The following is a 17,315-nucleotide window of genomic DNA, read 5'->3' as shown; positions in this document are numbered from 1 at the left end:
ATTTGTGTTATATTATCAATAGAAATATTGGGATCTGTAAAAGTATAATATCCTATAAATGCAATATCGTTCAGAGTGTATGAGGACGGGTATGGAGCGAATAAGACCAGAAGCTTCCTCTGCATTAAGCCCGTTCCTCAACGCGCTGCTGCGGGAATGGGATGGCTGGGAATTCATCGACGCGAGCCAAACCGGATTGTTCGGGCCGCAGGCGAATGTGCTGCGCCTGAATTTCCCGGCCTCGCGCGCGGTCGTGCTCGTCGAGGCGCGGCATCGCTCGAAGGTCGGTTACCACGATTTCGCGATGCCGCTCTGGCGGCTCGATGCCGATGGCGAAGCGACCGAGCTTGACCTTTTCAGCCTTTTGGCGCTGATCCTGGCGGAGTCAGACATTGCCGGCCGGGCGACACCGAAAAGCCGGCTGACTTTCCTGCGCCGCAGCCTGGCCAGCATCACCGCGATCGCAGAGGCGACTGCGGCGCGTGGATCGTCGCGGCCCTTCTCCGAACGCGATCCGGATTTCATCGAAGCAGAGAGCGCGCTGCGCTTTGGCCACGCCGTGCATCCGGCGCCGATGAGCCGCGAAGAATTCACGCAGACGGATTCCGAGCGCTTCGGACACGAATACGGCAATCAATTCAAGCTGCGCTGGTGGGCCGTCGATCCGGCCATACTCGCCGGCGGCAGCGTCGAACCGCTTGAAATCACCGAGATGGCCCGCGGGCTCGCCGTCAGCGATGCGCAGCTGCTCGCCCGGGCCAGCCGGGAGCAAGGCGAGGTTCTCGTTCCGATGCATCCGTGGCAGGCGGCGCGGCTGATGCTGGAAGACCGCGTCGAAGGCCTGTTCCGCGCCGGCCGCATCGTCGATCTTGGGCTCGGCGGGCCAGCATGGCGGGCCACGACCTCGCTGCGTACGGTTCATTCAGCTGAAACCGAGTGGATGCTGAAATTCTCGCTCAGCCTGCGCCTGACCAACTCGCGGCGCATCGTTGAGGAACACGAATGCCGGCGCGGCCTTTCGGTGCACCGGCTGGTCAAGGGCACACTTGGCGACGCCTTGAAGACCCGCTGCCCGACCATGACGGTGCTGGGCGAGCCGGGCTGGTTCGGCCTGCGCGACGAAGACGGCCGGCTGATGACGGACACCATCGTCTCGTTTCGCGAAAATCCGTTCCGCGGCACGGGCAGCCCGCGGGCTGCCGTTCTCGGCGCGCTTTGCGAGCGCCATCCCGGCTGTAGCGAGAGCCATCTGTCCGACCTGGTCCGCCGCATCGCCCGCGACGAGAAGAGACCTGTCGAGGAAACGGCGCGTCAGTGGTTTCAGCGTTTCCTCGAAACCGCAATCGAGCCTTTTATCGTTGCCTTCTCGGAATTCGGCCTGCTGTTCGGCGCCCACCAGCAGAACCTTGTCGTCGGCCTTTCCGGAGGCTGGCCGAATGCGCTCTATTTCCGCGACTGCCAGGGCACCGGTTATGTCGAGGAATTCCTGCCCAGGTTGCGCGAATTCCTGCCCGAGGCCGGTCAGGCGGGAGATCATGTCTTCCCGGCGGAAGCAGCCGCGAAGCTGTTCGGCTACTATTTGATCGTCAACGGCGCCTTCGCCGCCATCGCAGCGCTTGCCGCCGCTGGCCTCGCCAGGGAAGGCGACCTGCTGGCGATATTCCGCCGCTCGCTCGAGCGGCTGGTCGCCACGCCGATGGCCGACCGGTCCTGCGTCGACTATCTGCTCAACGCGCCGACGCTCTACGCCAAGGGCAATTTCCTGATCGCGCTGCGCGACATCAACGAGAACACCGAAGTGACCGACCCGCTGGCCGGTTACGTCGAGCTTCCCAACCCCCTGCATGTGAGAGAGTACGCATGAACATCGAGGCTGCGAAAAACTGGTCGCCCGCCACCGCTGGCGGCAACGAAGGATGGCAGCATCTGGCCTCCGCCGCGGAGCCGCTCGCCATCCGTGCCGGCGATGGCCATGTCAGCCTGGTCAATGCTGACGGAACAGCGGCCGGACAGGCCCGCATCTCCGTCGCGGATGGCCGCCTGCTGATCGATGACGTCGCCTTCGCCGGCGGACGTCTCGACCAACCGCAGATCCTGGCGGGTCTGGTCGATGCCGCGCTGCGCCTGCATCCCTCCTTCGACCGCGCTTTCCTGCCGGTTGCCGAGACGCTGTGGCCGGTTTCGACGCTGGCCACCGAGGCGGCAGCGGATGAACCGGAACGCGCGATCATCCATCGCTCGGTCCTGCGCCAGCTGCCGCTCTTATGGCGCAGCCAGGCCTCGCATTCCACCTATCCGGCGCTGACGACCGCGATCGGCCCGGAAGACCGACTGCCGCCGTTGCGTCAGCCGCGCCCCTGCGGCCCGATGTACGAGCGCTGGATTGCCGAGATCGGCCTCACCGTGTCGCTGCGTCCGATCGACCGCCGGACCGATCTCGATCTCTTCCATCGCTGGATGAATGATGGCCGTGTCGCCTTTTTCTGGGAGCTTGCCCAGAGCCATGAGGAGCTCGACAAATATCTCGCCGAGCAGGAAAGCGATCCGCACATCTTCGGCGTCATCGCCAGTTTCGACGGCGAGCCGACCGGCTATTTCGAGTTCTACTGGGCCAAGGAGGATCGGCTCGGGCCCTATTACGAGCCGCTCGACTGGGACCGTGGCTGGCATGGGTTGATCGGCAATACGCGCCATCTCGGCCGGCCGAAGACACTGGCTCTGTTCCGTTCCGTCACCCACTATCTGTTCCTGGACGAGCCGCGCACGCAGCGCATCGTCGGCGAGCCGCGCGCGGCGCACCAGAAGATGCTGAGCTATTGCGCCGATGCCGCCTACGACAAGGTCAAGGAGTTCGATTTTCCGCACAAGCGCGCGGCGCTGGTCTGCTGCGAGCGCGAGCGCTTCTTCCGCGAGGTGCCGCTGTGACGGTGCAGCAACCGATCGCCAAGGCGGGGGCATGCTGGACCGCGGTCAACCGCGAGGCGGTCGCCAAGGCCATTTCCGAACTGACCTTCGAGGAGTGCCTGTCGCCGCGCGAGCTTTTGCCCGGCCGATGGGAGCTGACGCCCGGCCCCGGCGTGACCTATCGTTTTGCCGCGACACGGCGCATATGGGGCCAGATCGCCGTCCGCCCCGAGACGCTGACCCGCGATGCCGGCATCGAGCTGCCGGTCGACGATGCGGTCGCCTTCTTCGCCGACGCGCGCGAGACGCTCAGCATGTCGCCGGCAACGTTCTGCACCTATGCGAAAGAACTCTACAACACGCTGATGGCCGACATGCGCATCGCCAAGGCGCGCGACGGCCGACCGGCGGCCGAGCTTGCGGCGCTGCCGGACACCGAGTTGCAGGCCTTGCTCGACGGCCATCCGAAGGCGCCTGCCAACAAGGGCCGGCTCGGCTGGGGGCGGGAGGATTTCGAGCGCTACGCGCCTGAATCCGCCGCGGCCGTCCGGCTCTTCTGGCTTGCCGCCGCACGCGACCGTTGCCAGCTGGCGCTCGACAGCGGGCTTGACGAAGAGGCGCTGCTGCAGGCCGCACTCGGTGGCGAGGAGCGCGCAAGGCTCGAAACGGCTTTCACCGCCGCTGGGGTCTCGCGGTCGACGCACAGGCTGCTGCCGGTGCACCCCTGGCAATGGCAGGCGATGATCGCCTCGCAATATGGTGGCGAGATTGCCGCCGGCCGGCTGGTGCCGCTTGGCCCGTTCGGCGACCCGTTCCTGCCCTTGCAGTCGCTGCGCACACTTGCCAATGCGGCACGGCCCGAGGCGCTGCACGTCAAGCTGCCGCTGACCATTCTCAACACCTCGGCCTGGCGCGGGGTGCCCGGAAAATACATGGAGATCGGTGCCGATCTGTCGCGCTGGCTGGCCACGGTGGCGGCCGCGGACCCGGTGCTCAAGAACGTCAAGGTCTTAAGGGAAGTCGCCGGCGCCTTCTATCCGCATCCGCACTACACCGGCGTTGAAGGCGGGCCCTACCAGTTTTGCGAGATGCTGGGCGCCATCTGGCGCGAAAGCCCCGAAAAGGATCTGGCCACGGGCCAGCGCCCGATGATGATGGGCGCCTTGCCGCAGCGCGACGCCCGTGGCAGGCCGATCGCCAGCGCCCTGATCGAAGAATCCGGCCTTGGTCCGGAGGCATGGCTGGACCGCCTGTTCTCTACGGTCTTCGTGCCGCTCTACCACTTCATGTGCCGCTACGGTGTCGGCTTCATCGCCCATGGCCAGAACGTCACGATCATCCTCGACGGAGCGACGCCTGTCGGCGTGGCGGTCAAGGACTTTCAGGGCGACCTTGACCTGGTCGACCAGCCGTTTCCCGAACTGGCCGGCCTCGACCCAAAAATCCTGTCGACGCTGAAGCGCCGGCCACCGGCGCATCTTCTCCAGCATTTGCAGACTGGCCACATCGTCAGCGTCCTGCGCTTCCTGTCCGAGGCGCTGGCCGCCCATGACCGCTTCGACGAGAGGACTTTCTACGGCATCCTTGCCGACGCCATCCGGCGCTACCAGGTGCAGAATCCTGAACTGGCGGACCGGTTCGCGCTTTTCGATCTGTTCGCGCCTAAGATTCCGCGCATCGCCATCAACAAGGTGCGGTTCGCGATCGGCTATGGCGATAGCGGCGAACGCCCTCTGCCCGACCTCGGCACACCGCTCGACAATCCGCTCAACCCGAGTCAGCCCGGCGATCTCCCCTCGGCCCAGCCAGCTCCAGAAGGAGCTCGCCATGACCCAAGCACTTGACCTCGCCGGCATCGGTATCGGGCCGTTCAACCTCAGCCTCGCCGCTCATCTCGATGCGGTGGATGGTTTTGAAGCGCGCTTCTTCGACCGGGCGACGCGGCTTGAATGGCACCCCGGCATGATGCTGCCGGGCGTCGAACTGCAGACGTCTTTTCTCAAGGACCTCGTCACCGCGACGCATCCGACCAGTCCATGGTCGTTCATGTCCTATCTGGTCGCGCAGAAGCGGTTCTACGAGTTCCTGAACGCAGATTTCTCCGCCATCCCGCGGCCGGAATTCGCCCGCTATCTCGCATGGGTCGGCGAGAACCTGTCTTCGCTGCGCTTTGCCAGTGCCGTCGATCAGATCGACTTCGACGGAACGAATTTCAGGCTCCGTATTGGCCGTGAGGAGGTGAGCGCGCGCAATCTTGCCATTGCCGTCGGGCTGAAGCCCAACATCCCTGCCTGGGCGCGAGCGGCGGCCTCCGACCAATGCTTCCACAACGCCCAGGCCGCCAACCGTCTCAATCGCCTGACCGGGCAGCGCATTGCCGTCATCGGCGGTGGCCAGAGCGGCGCCGAAGTGCTGCTGCATCTGATCTCCTCCGACCGCTTTGCCGGCCGCGAGATCGAGTGGATCTCGATGCGACCAAATTTCCTGCCGCTGGACGACTCGCCCTTCACCGACGAGCTCTTTACGCCGGGCTATGTGGAAAACTTCCATCGGCTGCCGCAAGGGCGGCGCGAGACCATCCTGGAACAGCAGCTGCTTGCCGGCGACGGCGCATCGACGAGCACGCTGAAGGCGATCTACCGCCGGCTTTACACGCTGCGGCATCTGTCCGAGGAAACGACGACGGTCAACATGACGCCGCACCGCGAAGTGCTGAACGTGACACGGGAAGGCAGTGAATACCGGCTGATCATGCGCAACGGCTTCGACGGCGCCATCGAGAGGCGCACCGTCGATGCGGTGGTGCTGGCCACCGGCTATGCCTTTGCCATTCCCGACTGCATGGCGCCGCTGATGGACAGGATCGCGCTGGACGAGCGCGGCCACTACCGGCTCAACGCCAGCTTCGAGGTTGAGTGGGACGGGCCGGATGACCGGCGCATCTACGCGCTCAATGCCGGTCGCCTCAGCCATGGCATAGCCGAGCCGCAGCTCAGCCTGATGGCCTGGCGCAGCGCCAAGATCGTCAATTCACTGCTCGGGAGGGCACATTTCGATCTCGATTTGCCCGACCCCCCGGTTGCCTGGAGTTCGAGGCATACGGCACAAAGCCTGCATCATCTCGGCACCAGTGCGAGGATGACCGAATCGGGTGCGCGGTAATATTTGGCGCCATGGCCGAGGCGCGGGGTTCGGCCCGCGTTCAGGTTGACATCGACCCGCAAAGCTTTTCTGTGAGGCCGATCGTCCGGTTCTTCAGGCCGTCTGTTTTCCGGATTGCGATTGGAGGCAGGTATCCGTTTCCTCTTCGGCGTCGTTATGCTCGTTGTCGGTGTAGTTCTGGGTGGTGCTGCTGGTAACCGGTCGGCATCCCATCCTCTATGGTGCGATCTTTTTCGTCTTCCTTTTTTGGTTTCCAATTGTTTGGAATCACGTGAGGCCGCGACGCTAGCGTGCTCTATGGCGGCCTTGGCGCAACGAGAACGGATGACTAAATGAAAACCCTTGGCCTGCTCGGCGGCATGAGCTGGGAATCGACCGCCATCTACTACCGCCTGCTCAACGAGATTGTGCGCGAGCGATTGGGTGGGCTGCATTCGGCAAAGCTGCTGCTCCATTCCTTCGACTTCGCCGAGATCGCCGAGCGGCAGCATCACGGCGACTGGGACGGTGCGGGCGTGCTTCTGGCGGATGCCGCGCGCAAGCTGGAGGCGGGCGGCGCCGAAGGGCTGCTGATCTGTACCAACACCATGCACAAGCTCGCCGATCAGATGCAGGCGGCGGTGTCCATTCCACTTATCCACATTGCCGATGCCACGGCGATGGCGGTCAAGGGCGCCGGCGTCAGGCGGCCAGCGCTGCTGGCGACGCGCTTCACCATGGAGCAGGATTTTTACAAGGGCCGGCTGACCGACAAGTATGGCCTCGAACCAGTGGTGCCGGACCAGGCCGGCCGCGACATGGTGCATCGGGTGATCTATGACGAGCTCTGCCAGGGCATTGTCAGCGAACCATCGAAGGCGGCCTATGTCGATGAGGTCGCGCGCTTGCGGCGCGATGAAAAGATTGACGGCGTCATCATGGGCTGCACCGAGATCACCATGCTGATCGGCCAAGGCGATTTCGACATTCCGGTGTTCGACACCACGCGCATCCATGCCGAGGCGGCGGTTGAATTCGCGCTCTCGTGATGCGCCGTTGCTAAACTGCCCACCGCCATCTGGCGCGCAGTCTTTCCTTCGCTAGAATGGCCGCGATTTCAGACAGCCATTTGCGAGGGGACAAAGATGGAGTTTGCGTTTCCGTGGCCGACCAGCCAGGGCGAATGGCTGGCGTGGTCGAGCGCCGTCGTCACCTTGGCGCTGGGCCTCATATTCTTCCTCGCGCCGGGGCTCGCCTTCCGCATCCTCAGGCTGCAGGTTCGACCGGAAAAGGCAGCGGCCATCGCCGAAGGGCGCGGCCGCATGTCCGGCTTCTATCTCGGCGTCAGCCTGTGCTGCATTCTTTTGGCGCAGCCATGGCTCTATATGGCGCTTGGCTTCTCCTGGCTGTTCACCGCTTTCGGCCGTTTGCTGTCGATGATGTCGGATGGCGCGAACACGCCTTTCAACTGGGCGTCGATCATTGTCGAGCTGGTGCTGGCCGCACTGCCGCTCGCCTTCGTCTTCGGCTTTCTGCCCTGAATCGGCGGCCAATCCGAAGGCTTTGGTTGAACTCTGCCGCCGGATGCGACAATAGTGCCTGAAAAGCATGCGGAACGACGCATTGCGGTCTTAAAATGCCTGTGCTAGACGGCAATCGACTTTCGGCCGGGGATAGCGGAAGCCGCGTCTTCGTGCTTGGAAAAACTTAGTAAGGTCAAAGATTTAGCCAGAGTTTTTTGCTCGCGCCAACAATCTGCGGCCTGTCAGACAAGAGAAAAGACAGTCCGTGGCCCAATCGTCATCGCCAATCTCAGGTGTCGCAGAACGCTACGCGGGTTCGCTGTTCGAACTCGCACTGCAGTCCATTTCAGTGGCCAAGGTCGAGGCCGACCTCAACAGCTTCGCAACGATGCTGGATGGCAGCGCCGACCTGACCCGCCTCATCAACAGCCCGGTGTTCTCCAGCGAGGACCAGGCCAAGGCCATCGCGGCGATCGCCGACAAGGCCGGCATCACTGGTCTCACCGGCAATTTCCTGCGCGTGGTCGCCCGCAACCGTCGCCTCTTCGCCGTGCCCGGCATGATCAAGGCATTCCGCCAGATCGCCGCCGAGCATCGCGGCGAGACCGCTGCCGAGGTCACCTCGGCGCATGAATTGACGGCGGCCCAGCAGACCGAACTCAAGGCCGCGCTGAAAAGCGTCGCCGGCAAGGACGTGGCGATATCCGTTACCGTCGATCCGTCGCTGCTCGGCGGGCTGGTGGTCAAGATGGGCTCGCGCCAGATCGATACGTCGCTCAAAACCAAACTCAATTCGCTCAAGCTTGCACTGAAAGAGGTCGGCTGATGGACATCCGCGCCGCGGAAATTTCCGCAATTCTGAAAGACCAGATCAAGAATTTCGGCAAGGAGGCCGAGGTCTCCGAAGTTGGACAGGTGCTGTCCGTCGGTGACGGTATCGCCCGCGTCTACGGCCTCGACAATGTCCAGGCCGGCGAGATGGTCGAATTTCCCGGCGGCATCCGCGGCATGGCGCTCAACCTCGAAGCCGACAATGTCGGCGTCGTCATCTTCGGCGCCGACCGCGACATCAAGGAAGGCGACACCGTCAAGCGGACCGGCGCCATCGTCGATGCGCCTGTCGGCATGGGCCTGCTCGGCCGCGTCGTCGACGCGCTCGGCAACCCGATCGACGGCAAGGGTCCGATCAAGGCGACCGAACGCAAGCGCGTGGACGTCAAGGCGCCCGGCATCATCCCGCGCAAGTCGGTGAACGAGCCGATGTCGACCGGCCTCAAGGCCATCGACGCACTGATCCCGGTCGGCCGCGGCCAGCGCGAGCTGGTCATCGGTGACCGCCAGACCGGCAAGACCGCCATCATTCTCGACACGATGCTCAACCAGAAGGCGGTCCACGACAACGGCCCGGAGAAGGAAAAGCTCTACTGCGTCTATGTCGCGATCGGTCAGAAGCGCTCGACCGTCGCGCAGTTCGTGAAAGTGCTCGAAGAGCGCGGCGCGCTCGACTATTCGATCATCGTCGCGGCCACCGCTTCCGATCCGGCGCCGATGCAGTTCCTGGCGCCGTTCACCGCCTGCACCATGGGCGAATATTTCCGCGACAACGGCATGCACGCGCTGATCAGCTATGACGATCTGTCGAAGCAGGCTGTCGCCTATCGCCAGATGTCGCTCTTGCTGCGCCGCCCGCCGGGCCGCGAAGCCTATCCGGGCGACGTGTTCTACCTGCATTCGCGCCTGCTCGAGCGCGCCGCCAAGCTCAATGACGACAATGGCGGCGGTTCGCTGACCGCGCTGCCGATCATCGAGACGCAGGCCAACGACGTGTCGGCCTACATCCCGACCAACGTGATCTCGATCACCGACGGCCAGATCTTCCTCGAAACCAATCTGTTCTTCCAGGGCGTTCGCCCGGCCGTCAACGTCGGTCTGTCAGTGTCGCGCGTCGGTTCGTCGGCGCAGATCAAGGCGATGAAGCAGGTCGCCGGCTCGATCAAGGGCGAGCTCGCGCAGTACCGCGAAATGGCGGCCTTCGCGCAGTTCGGCTCCGATCTCGACGCCGCCACGCAGCGCCTGCTCAATCGCGGTTCGCGTCTGACCGAACTCCTGAAGCAGCCGCAGTTCTCGCCGCTCAAGGTCGAGGAACAGGTCGCGGTGATCTTCGCCGGTGTCAACGGCTACCTCGACAAGCTGGCGATCAATCAGGTCGGCAAGTTCGAGCATGGCCTGCTCAGCCACATGCGCTCGGCCGGTAAGGACGTGCTTGACGGCATCCGCAAGGAGAAGGCGCTGTCGGACGATCTGCGCGCCAAGCTGAAGGCCGAGATCGATGCCTTCGCCAAGACCTTCGCTTGAGAAAGCCGGACGGACGGGATCAGGTTTGAAGCATGCCTTCGTTAAAAGACCTTCGTAACCGTATCGCCTCGGTCAAGGCGACGCAGAAGATCACCAAGGCGATGCAGATGGTCGCCGCGGCGAAGCTGCGCCGCGCGCAGGAAGCCGCGGAAGCCGCGCGCCCCTATTCGGAGCGCATGGGTTTGGTGCTCGCCAACATCACCCAGGCGATCGGCGGCGGCGGCGATGCCCCGGCGCTGATGACCGGCACCGGCAAGGACGATGTGCATCTGCTCGTCGTCTGCACCGCCGAGCGCGGCCTGTGCGGCGGCTTCAATTCGCAGATCGCGCGCCTCGCCCGCGACCACATCCGCCGGCTGTTGGCCGACGGCAAGCAGGTCAAGATCATTTGTGTCGGCAAGAAGGGTTTCGACATCCTGCGCCGCGACTACGGTTCGATGATCCTCGAACGCGTCGATCTGCGTGAGGTCAAAACGCTCGGCTTCGTCAATGCCGACGCCATCGCCCGCAAGGTCATCCATCTGTTCGGCGAGGGCGGCTTCGACATCTGCACGCTATTCTATTCGCAGTTCAAGTCGGTGATCAGCCAGATCCCGACGGCACAGCAGATCATCCCGGCCGGTGTGGCCTCCGCGCCCGCCGAGGCGACCGCCGGCGGCAATGCCGTCTACGAATACGAGCCGGAGCCAGGCGAAATCCTGACCGACCTCATTCCGCGCAACATCTCGGTCCAGGTCTTCCGCGCGCTGCTCGAAAACGCAGCTGGCGAGATGGGCGCCAAGATGAGCGCAATGGACAATGCGACGCGCAATGCCGGCGACATGATCAACAAGTTGTCGATCACCTACAACCGCCAGCGGCAGGCGCAGATCACCAAGGAACTGATCGAAATCATTTCGGGCGCCGAGGCGCTCTAGGCGCGGCCGCCAGGAGGTCATCGACCTTGTGGTGGAGCGTGAGAAACAAAGGACGAAAAGGGTAAAGACGATGGCGAAAGCAGCGACCCCGAAGGCGGCAGCTCCCAAAGCGGCGGCAAAGGCTCCGGCAGCAGCGGCGAAGGCCGCTCCGGCCAAGACGGCGGCTGCGCCCGCCAAGGCAGCGGCCCCGGCCAAGGCTACGGCAGCGAAGACGACGGCCGCCGTTGTGAAGAAGACCGGCGTTGTCGGCAAGGTCCGCCAGGTCATCGGCGCTGTCGTCGACGTCCAGTTCGGCGATCACCTGCCGGCCATTCTCAACGCCATCGAGACGACCAATGTCGGCAATCGCCTGGTGCTCGAAGTTGCCCAGCATCTCGGTGAAAACACCGTGCGCTGCATCGCCATGGACTCCACCGAAGGTCTGGTTCGCGGTCAGGACGTCTATGACACCGGCGCGCCGATCACCGTGCCGGTCGGCCCGGGCATGCTCGGCCGCATCATCAACGTCATCGGCGAGCCGGTCGACGAAGAAGGCCCGGTCGACGGTATCGAAATGCGCGCCATTCACCAGCCGGCTCCGTCCTATGTCGAACAGTCGACGGAAGCGCAGATCCTGATCACCGGCATCAAGGTTCTCGATCTTCTGGCGCCTTACGCCCGCGGCGGCAAGATCGGCCTGTTCGGCGGCGCCGGCGTCGGCAAGACCGTGCTGATCCAGGAACTGATCAACAACGTCGCCAAGGCTCACGGCGGCTTCTCGGTGTTCGCGGGCGTTGGCGAGCGCACCCGCGAAGGCAACGATCTCTATCACGAGTTCATCGAGTCCGGCGTCAACAAGAAGGGCGGCGGCGAAGGCTCCAAGGCGGCACTGGTCTATGGCCAGATGAACGAGCCGCCGGGCGCACGTGCCCGTGTCGGCCTGACCGGTCTGACGGTCGCTGAATATTTCCGCGACCAGGGCCAGGATGTGCTGTTCTTCGTCGACAACATCTTCCGCTTCACGCAAGCGGGTTCGGAAGTGTCGGCGCTGCTCGGCCGTATTCCTTCGGCCGTGGGCTATCAGCCGACGCTGGCCACCGACATGGGCGCGCTGCAGGAACGCATCACGACGACGACCAAGGGCTCGATCACCTCGGTGCAGGCGATCTACGTGCCCGCCGACGATTTGACCGATCCGGCGCCGGCAACCTCCTTCGCCCACCTTGACGCGACGACCGTGCTCAACCGCGCGATCTCGGAAAAAGGCATCTATCCGGCGGTCGATCCGCTCGATTCGACTTCGCGCATGCTCGACCCGCTTGTCGTCGGCGAAGAGCACTATGCCGTCGCCCGCCAGGTGCAGTCGATCCTCCAGCGCTACAAGTCGCTGCAGGACATCATCGCCATCCTGGGCATGGACGAGCTCTCGGAAGAGGACAAGCAGACCGTGGCTCGCGCCCGCAAGATCGAGCGCTTCCTGTCGCAGCCCTTCTTCGTCGCCGAAGTGTTCACGGGCTCGCCGGGCAAGCTGGTCGACCTCGCCGACACCATCAAGGGCTTCAAGGGCCTCTGCAACGGCGACTACGATCACCTGCCGGAAGCCGCCTTCTACATGGTCGGCGGCATCGACGAAGCGGTCGAGAAGGCACAGCGTCTCGCGGCGGAAGCGGCATAAGAAGCGAATAGCGAATAGGGAGTAGCGAATAGGGATTGATGGGTTGAGCGGGTCTTCTTTCCCTACTCGCTACTCACTATTCCCTACTCGCTAAAATGATCATGGCTGAAGCTTTCCAATTCGAACTGGTCTCGCCGGAGCGGCTGCTCGTTTCCGAGCAGGTCGAAGCCGTCGTCATTCCCGGCGCCGAAGGCGAGATGACCGTGATGGCGCATCACGCGCCGGTCATGACCACGATCAAGCCAGGCGTCGTCACGGTGAAGACCGCCGGCGGCAAGGAAGAGCGTTATGTCGTGTTCGGCGGCTTTGCCGACATCCTGCCTTCCGGCTGCACGCTGCTGGCCGAATCGGCGGTTGCCGTCGGCGACATCGACCGCGCCGATCTCGCCCGCCGCATCCAGGACGCCAAGGAAGATGCTGCCGATGCCAAGGACGATCAGTCCCGCAGCAAGGCCGAGCAGTTCCTCGCCCAGCTCACCACGCTCGAAAGCGCGCTGCTGGCAGCTTAGGCCGCAGGCGAAAACAAACTACGAGACAGGCCGGGTTCAACTCGGCCTTTTTTTGTGCCCACAGATATGGCTGAAGCACGTCAGCAGTCGGACGGAGTCGCGACTTGCCGGCTCGGCAATGCGGGCTCTTTCGGATCAGAATCCGGGCCTGGATCGCCGTTAGGCCCGTCTCGCCTTTCCGAGCGCTGCGAGCGCAAGCGCTATCCCGCCTTGCCGGATATGGACGCGATGGGCGGCGACCAGTTCGATGAGCGGCTGACGCTCGGGCTTGCCGGTGGCGAAGCCGGCGAGGTCGAATACCGCCGCTACACGTTCCTGCGTCCGCCGTTCGCCGATAGCTGCCAGTGCGGCGTCGAGCGGATCGGTGAAGTGGGCTTCCGGCAAGCTTTTGCCGCGCGCCTCGCAGGCCGCGATCCAGGCGGCGATCACCAGCGTCAGATGCTCCGGGACCAGGCCGGCCTGGATACGCTCGATGGCGGAAGCGACGATGCGCTGCGGCAATTTCTGGCTGCCGTCATTGGCGATCTGCGCCGTGCGGTGCGCGAGTGCTGTGTTGGAGAAACGCTCGGCAAGTTCGGCCGTATAGGCCGACGTGTCGAGCCCGGCATCAGCGGGCAAGGTAGGGATCGCTTCGGTCCAGAGCCGGTCGACGAATTCACGGATCGACGGGTCGGCGAAGGCACGGTCGACGGTGGCGTGGCCGCTGAGCAGGCCGAGATAGGCGATGCCCGAATGGGCGCCGTTGAGCAGCCTGAGCTTCATGTCTTCGAACGGCCCGACATCCTCGACCATGGTGACGCCGAATTTTTCCCAGGCCGGTCGTCCCGCCGGGAAGCGGTCCTCGATCACCCATTGCCGAAACGGCTCGGTCATCACCGGCCAGGCGTCCGCGACGCCGAGTTCGCCGGCAATGCGCCCCCGGTCGGCATCGATGGTTGCCGGCACGATGCGGTCGACCATGCTCGAGGGGAATGCCACCGCATCGACGATGTGTTCCTCGAGCAGGGCATCGCCCGATGCAGCGGCCCGGGCATCGCGCAATTTGGCGAACGCGATCAGCAACCGGTGCAGCGTGGCGCCGTTGGCCGGCAGGTTGTCGCAGCACAGCACGGTGAAGGGTGGCGTGCCGGCGGCACGGCGGTGCGCCAGCGCTTCAGCCAGAAAGCCATGCGCGGTTTTCGGCGATCCGGGATTGGCAAGATCGTGGACGATATCGGGATGTCTTTCGTCGAGGCTGCCGTCGGCTGCTCTCAAATAGGCCTTTTCGGTGATGGTCAGCGTGACGATGCGGGTGCGCGGATCGGTCAGCGCGGCGAGCACCGCGCCGGGATCTTCCGGCGCCACCAGCATCGACTGGATCGAGCCGATTATTTGAAGCGCTTCGCCATCGCTGCCGCGCACCGCCAGCGTGTAGAGCCCGTCCTGCGGCGTCAGCGCATCGCGCGTGTCGGGGCTGCGCAGCGACACGCCGATGATACCCCAGCCGGTCTCGCCGGCAGCCAGGCAGTCATCGACATAGGCTGCCTGATGGGCGCGGTGAAAGGCGCCGACGCCGAGATGGACGATGCCTGGGGCGACGGCGGCGCGGTCATAGGCCGGGATCGCAGCCGAGGCCGGCAAGGATCGCACCGTGTCGTTGCAAAGGCGTCTGGTTGTCATGGTTTGGCTTGTCGGGCTCGGATTGATCGGTCGGGAGGCTAGCGGCGTAACATCCGTTCTCCCGCCGCACAATGACCCGGTGTCGGCTAAAAGTCATCATACAACAATCCAATTTTTGTATGTTGACATTACTTCTTGCCAATCCTATCGATAGCGCCCTTGGGAGGAGTGACGTGGCAGGATTGACCCACCCCGATCTGCTTTTTGCCGCTGAAGGGCGTGCGCTTTCGATCGCGCGCGATCTCTATGCCGGTGTCAAGGACCTGCCAATCGTCAGCCCGCACGGCCACACCGATCCGCGCTGGTATGCGCTCAACGAGCCGTTTCCGGACCCGGCGCAATTGCTGGTCGTGCCCGACCATTACATCTTCCGCATGCTGTTCAGCCAGGGCGTGCGGCTGGAGGACCTCGGTATATCAGCCCTCGACGGCTCGCCGGTCGAGAGCGACCCAAGGGCGATCTGGCGGCGCTTTGCCGAACACTACTATCTGTTTCGTGGCACACCGACGCGACTGTGGCTCGACCATGTCCTCGAGCATCTGTTCGGCATTGACGAGCCGCTCAACGCGAGCACCGCCGACCGCCACTACGATACCATCGCCGGCCTGCTCAAACAGGACGGCTATCGCCCGCGTGCACTGTTCGAGCGCTTCAACATCGAGGTCATTGCGACGACCGAGGGGGCGCTGGACGATCTCCAATGGCACAAGGCGATCCGCGACAGCGGCTGGCAAGGCCGCGTCGTCACCGCCTACCGGCCGGATGCCGTCGTCGATCCAGACTTCGAGGGCTTCTTAGGCAACCTCGACCGTCTCGGCGAGGTCAGCGGCTGCGATACCGGCACATGGGCCGGCTATCTCGACGCGCATCGCCAGCGCCGCGCCTTCTTCAAAAGCTTCGGTGCGACCTCGTCCGACCATGGCCATCCGACTGCGGAGACCGCCAACCTTTCCGATGCGGCATCGGAAGAGCTGTTCAACCGCATCCGCCGCGGCTCCCACGACGAGCGCGAGCGCAAACTGTTTCGCGCCCAGATGCTGACCGAAATGGCCAAGATGAGCCGCGACGACGGGCTGGTTATCCAGATCCATCCCGGCTCGTGGCGCAATCATTCGCCTGGTGTTTTCCAAAAATTCGGCCGCGACAAAGGCTTCGATATTCCGACCCGCACCGACTATGCGGCGGCGCTCAAACCTTTGCTCGACTGCGTCGGGCTAGAGCGCGACCTGACCATCATCCTGTTCACGCTCGACGAGACGAGCTATGCGCGCGAACTGGCGCCGCTCGCCGGCGTCTATCCGGTGCTGAAGCTCGGGCCGGCCTGGTGGTTCCATGACAGTCCGGAAGGCATGCGCCGCTTCCGCGAAATGACCACCGAGACCGCCGGCTTCTACAACACCGTCGGCTTCAACGACGACACCCGCGCCTTTCCATCCATACCCGCCCGTCACGATGTGGCACGCCGGGCCGACTGCGCCTTTCTCGCCCGTCTCGTCGCCGAGCACCGGCTACGGGAGGACGAGGCGCACGAGCTGGCGCGGGAGCTTGCCTACACGCTTGCCAAGAAGGCGTACCGGCTCTGAGCCGGGCGTCGTGAATTTCAAAAGGGAGGAAGACAGTCATGTTGCATTTTTCAAAACTGACGGCAGCCACATTCGCCTTCGGCTCGCTGATGATCGGTGTCGCCAACGCCCAGACCGTGCTGCGTTCGGCCGACACCCATCCGGATGGATATCCGACGGTCGAGGCGGTCAAATATATGGGCGAGCTGATCAAGGAGCGCACCGCCGGGCGCTATTCGGTGGAGGTCTATCATTCGGCGCAGCTCGGCGAGGAGAAGGACACGATCGAGCAGACGCAGACCGGCGTCATCGATTTGAACCGCGTCTCGATGGGGCCGTTCAACGGCATCGTGCCGGAAACCGCTGTGCCGTCGCTGCCCTACATGTTCCGCTCGGTCGACCAGATGCGCCATGTCATGGACGGGCCGATCGGCGACGAGATCCTGAAGGCCTTCGAGGCGCATGATCTGGTCGGTCTCGCCTTCTACGATTCCGGTGCGCGCTCCTTCTACAACACCAAGAAGGACATCACCTCGATCGCCGATCTCAAGGGCATGAAGTTCCGCGTCATCCAGTCCGACGTGTTCGTCGACATGGTCAATGCGCTCGGCGCCAACGCCACGCCGATGGCCTATGGCGAGGTCTATTCCGCGCTCGAAACCGGCGTGATCGACGGCGCCGAGAACAACTGGCCGAGCTTCGAATCCGCCAAGCACTATGAGGTCGCCAAGCACTACACCGTCGACCAGCACCAGATCGTGCCGGAAGTGCTGGTGATGGCGAAGCCGAGCTGGGACAAGCTGTCGCCGGAAGACCAGGCGATCGTCAAGCAGGCAGCCAAGGACAGCGTCGTCAAGATGCGCGAACTGTGGGACGCGCAGGAAAAGAAGTCGCGCGACATCGTCGAGAAGGCCGGCGTCAGGGTCAGCGAGATCGACAAGCAGCCGCTGATCGATGCGATGAAGCCGGTTTACGACAAGTACCTGTCGACGCCGGAACTCAAGGATCTCGCCGCGCGCATCCAGGCAACCAAGTAATCTCCTGGCGGGGCGGCCTAGCGCCGCCCCGCCAATCGTTGTTGACGGACGGAA

At 63.9% G+C, this 17,315-nt stretch carries 14 protein-coding genes; 13 read left to right on the top strand and 1 reads right to left on the bottom strand.

Translation table 11 applies throughout. The annotated features are described in order from the left end of the window. The first annotated feature begins 91 nt into the window (after positions 1-91). From AC1D1L_RS10960 to AC1D1L_RS10910, 11 genes are all read left to right on the top strand, one after another. Positions 92-1,864 carry an IucA/IucC family protein gene (locus AC1D1L_RS10960; RefSeq protein WP_477341155.1) on the top strand — a complete coding sequence of 591 codons (1,773 nt, stop codon included), beginning with the start codon at positions 92-94 and terminating at the stop codon, positions 1,862-1,864. Continuing rightward, positions 1,861-2,925, top strand: coding sequence for a GNAT family N-acetyltransferase (locus AC1D1L_RS10955; protein WP_477341153.1), 1,065 nt, complete (start codon positions 1,861-1,863; stop codon positions 2,923-2,925). Before AC1D1L_RS10960 ends, AC1D1L_RS10955 begins: the two co-directional genes overlap by 4 nt. Beyond that, positions 2,922-4,748: an IucA/IucC family protein gene (locus AC1D1L_RS10950; protein ID WP_477341152.1), complete on the top strand. Its 1,827-nt coding sequence runs from the start codon at positions 2,922-2,924 to the stop codon at positions 4,746-4,748. The genes AC1D1L_RS10955 and AC1D1L_RS10950 overlap by 4 nt, the downstream gene beginning before the upstream one ends. Next, complete coding sequence (locus AC1D1L_RS10945; RefSeq protein WP_477341150.1) at positions 4,732-6,066, top strand: lysine N(6)-hydroxylase/L-ornithine N(5)-oxygenase family protein; 1,335 nt, start codon at positions 4,732-4,734, stop codon at positions 6,064-6,066. Before AC1D1L_RS10950 ends, AC1D1L_RS10945 begins: the two co-directional genes overlap by 17 nt. A gap of 332 nt (positions 6,067-6,398) precedes the next feature. Further along, the gene (locus AC1D1L_RS10940; RefSeq protein ID WP_477341148.1) at positions 6,399-7,094 is read left to right on the top strand and encodes an aspartate/glutamate racemase family protein; all 696 of its coding nucleotides are present in this window, start codon (positions 6,399-6,401) and stop codon (positions 7,092-7,094) included. A 96-nt stretch (positions 7,095-7,190) separates the two neighbouring features. Beyond that, entirely contained in the window at positions 7,191-7,586 is a 396-nt protein-coding gene (locus AC1D1L_RS10935) for an AGROH133_08824 family phage infection protein (RefSeq protein WP_112559758.1), read from the top strand. A gap of 247 nt (positions 7,587-7,833) precedes the next feature. Next, a complete protein-coding gene (locus AC1D1L_RS10930) occupies positions 7,834-8,394 on the top strand; it encodes a F0F1 ATP synthase subunit delta (protein WP_477341146.1) in 561 nt (186 codons plus the stop codon). Beyond that, positions 8,394-9,923: a F0F1 ATP synthase subunit alpha gene (gene atpA, locus AC1D1L_RS10925; protein ID WP_023822025.1), complete on the top strand. Its 1,530-nt coding sequence runs from the start codon at positions 8,394-8,396 to the stop codon at positions 9,921-9,923. Before AC1D1L_RS10930 ends, atpA begins: the two co-directional genes overlap by 1 nt. A gap of 32 nt (positions 9,924-9,955) precedes the next feature. Beyond that, complete coding sequence (locus AC1D1L_RS10920) at positions 9,956-10,840, top strand: F0F1 ATP synthase subunit gamma (protein ID WP_112559755.1); 885 nt, start codon at positions 9,956-9,958, stop codon at positions 10,838-10,840. Between the two features lie 70 nt (positions 10,841-10,910). Beyond that, positions 10,911-12,494: a F0F1 ATP synthase subunit beta gene (gene atpD, locus AC1D1L_RS10915; protein WP_185970412.1), complete on the top strand. Its 1,584-nt coding sequence runs from the start codon at positions 10,911-10,913 to the stop codon at positions 12,492-12,494. 101 nt (positions 12,495-12,595) lie between these two features. After that, positions 12,596-13,003, top strand: coding sequence for a F0F1 ATP synthase subunit epsilon (locus AC1D1L_RS10910; RefSeq protein WP_192252660.1), 408 nt, complete (start codon positions 12,596-12,598; stop codon positions 13,001-13,003). 159 nt (positions 13,004-13,162) lie between these two features. Here AC1D1L_RS10910 and AC1D1L_RS10905 read toward each other — a convergent pair whose 3' ends face one another. Continuing rightward, positions 13,163-14,662, bottom strand: coding sequence for a mannitol dehydrogenase family protein (locus AC1D1L_RS10905; RefSeq protein ID WP_477341143.1), 1,500 nt, complete (start codon positions 14,660-14,662; stop codon positions 13,163-13,165). A gap of 173 nt (positions 14,663-14,835) precedes the next feature. Between AC1D1L_RS10905 and uxaC the strand changes: the two genes are divergently transcribed. Next, positions 14,836-16,245, top strand: a complete 1,410-nt coding sequence (gene uxaC, locus AC1D1L_RS10900) for a glucuronate isomerase (protein WP_477341141.1) — start codon at positions 14,836-14,838, stop codon at positions 16,243-16,245. A gap of 38 nt (positions 16,246-16,283) precedes the next feature. After that, positions 16,284-17,261, top strand: coding sequence for a TRAP transporter substrate-binding protein (locus tag AC1D1L_RS10895; protein WP_477341139.1), 978 nt, complete (start codon positions 16,284-16,286; stop codon positions 17,259-17,261). The last annotated feature ends 54 nt before the right edge of the window (positions 17,262-17,315 follow it).

The organism is Mesorhizobium sp. P2_D6 (assembly GCF_056404315.1).
The sequence above is the reverse complement of the archived record's forward strand: the minus strand, read 5'-3'. Positions and strand labels throughout refer to the sequence as shown.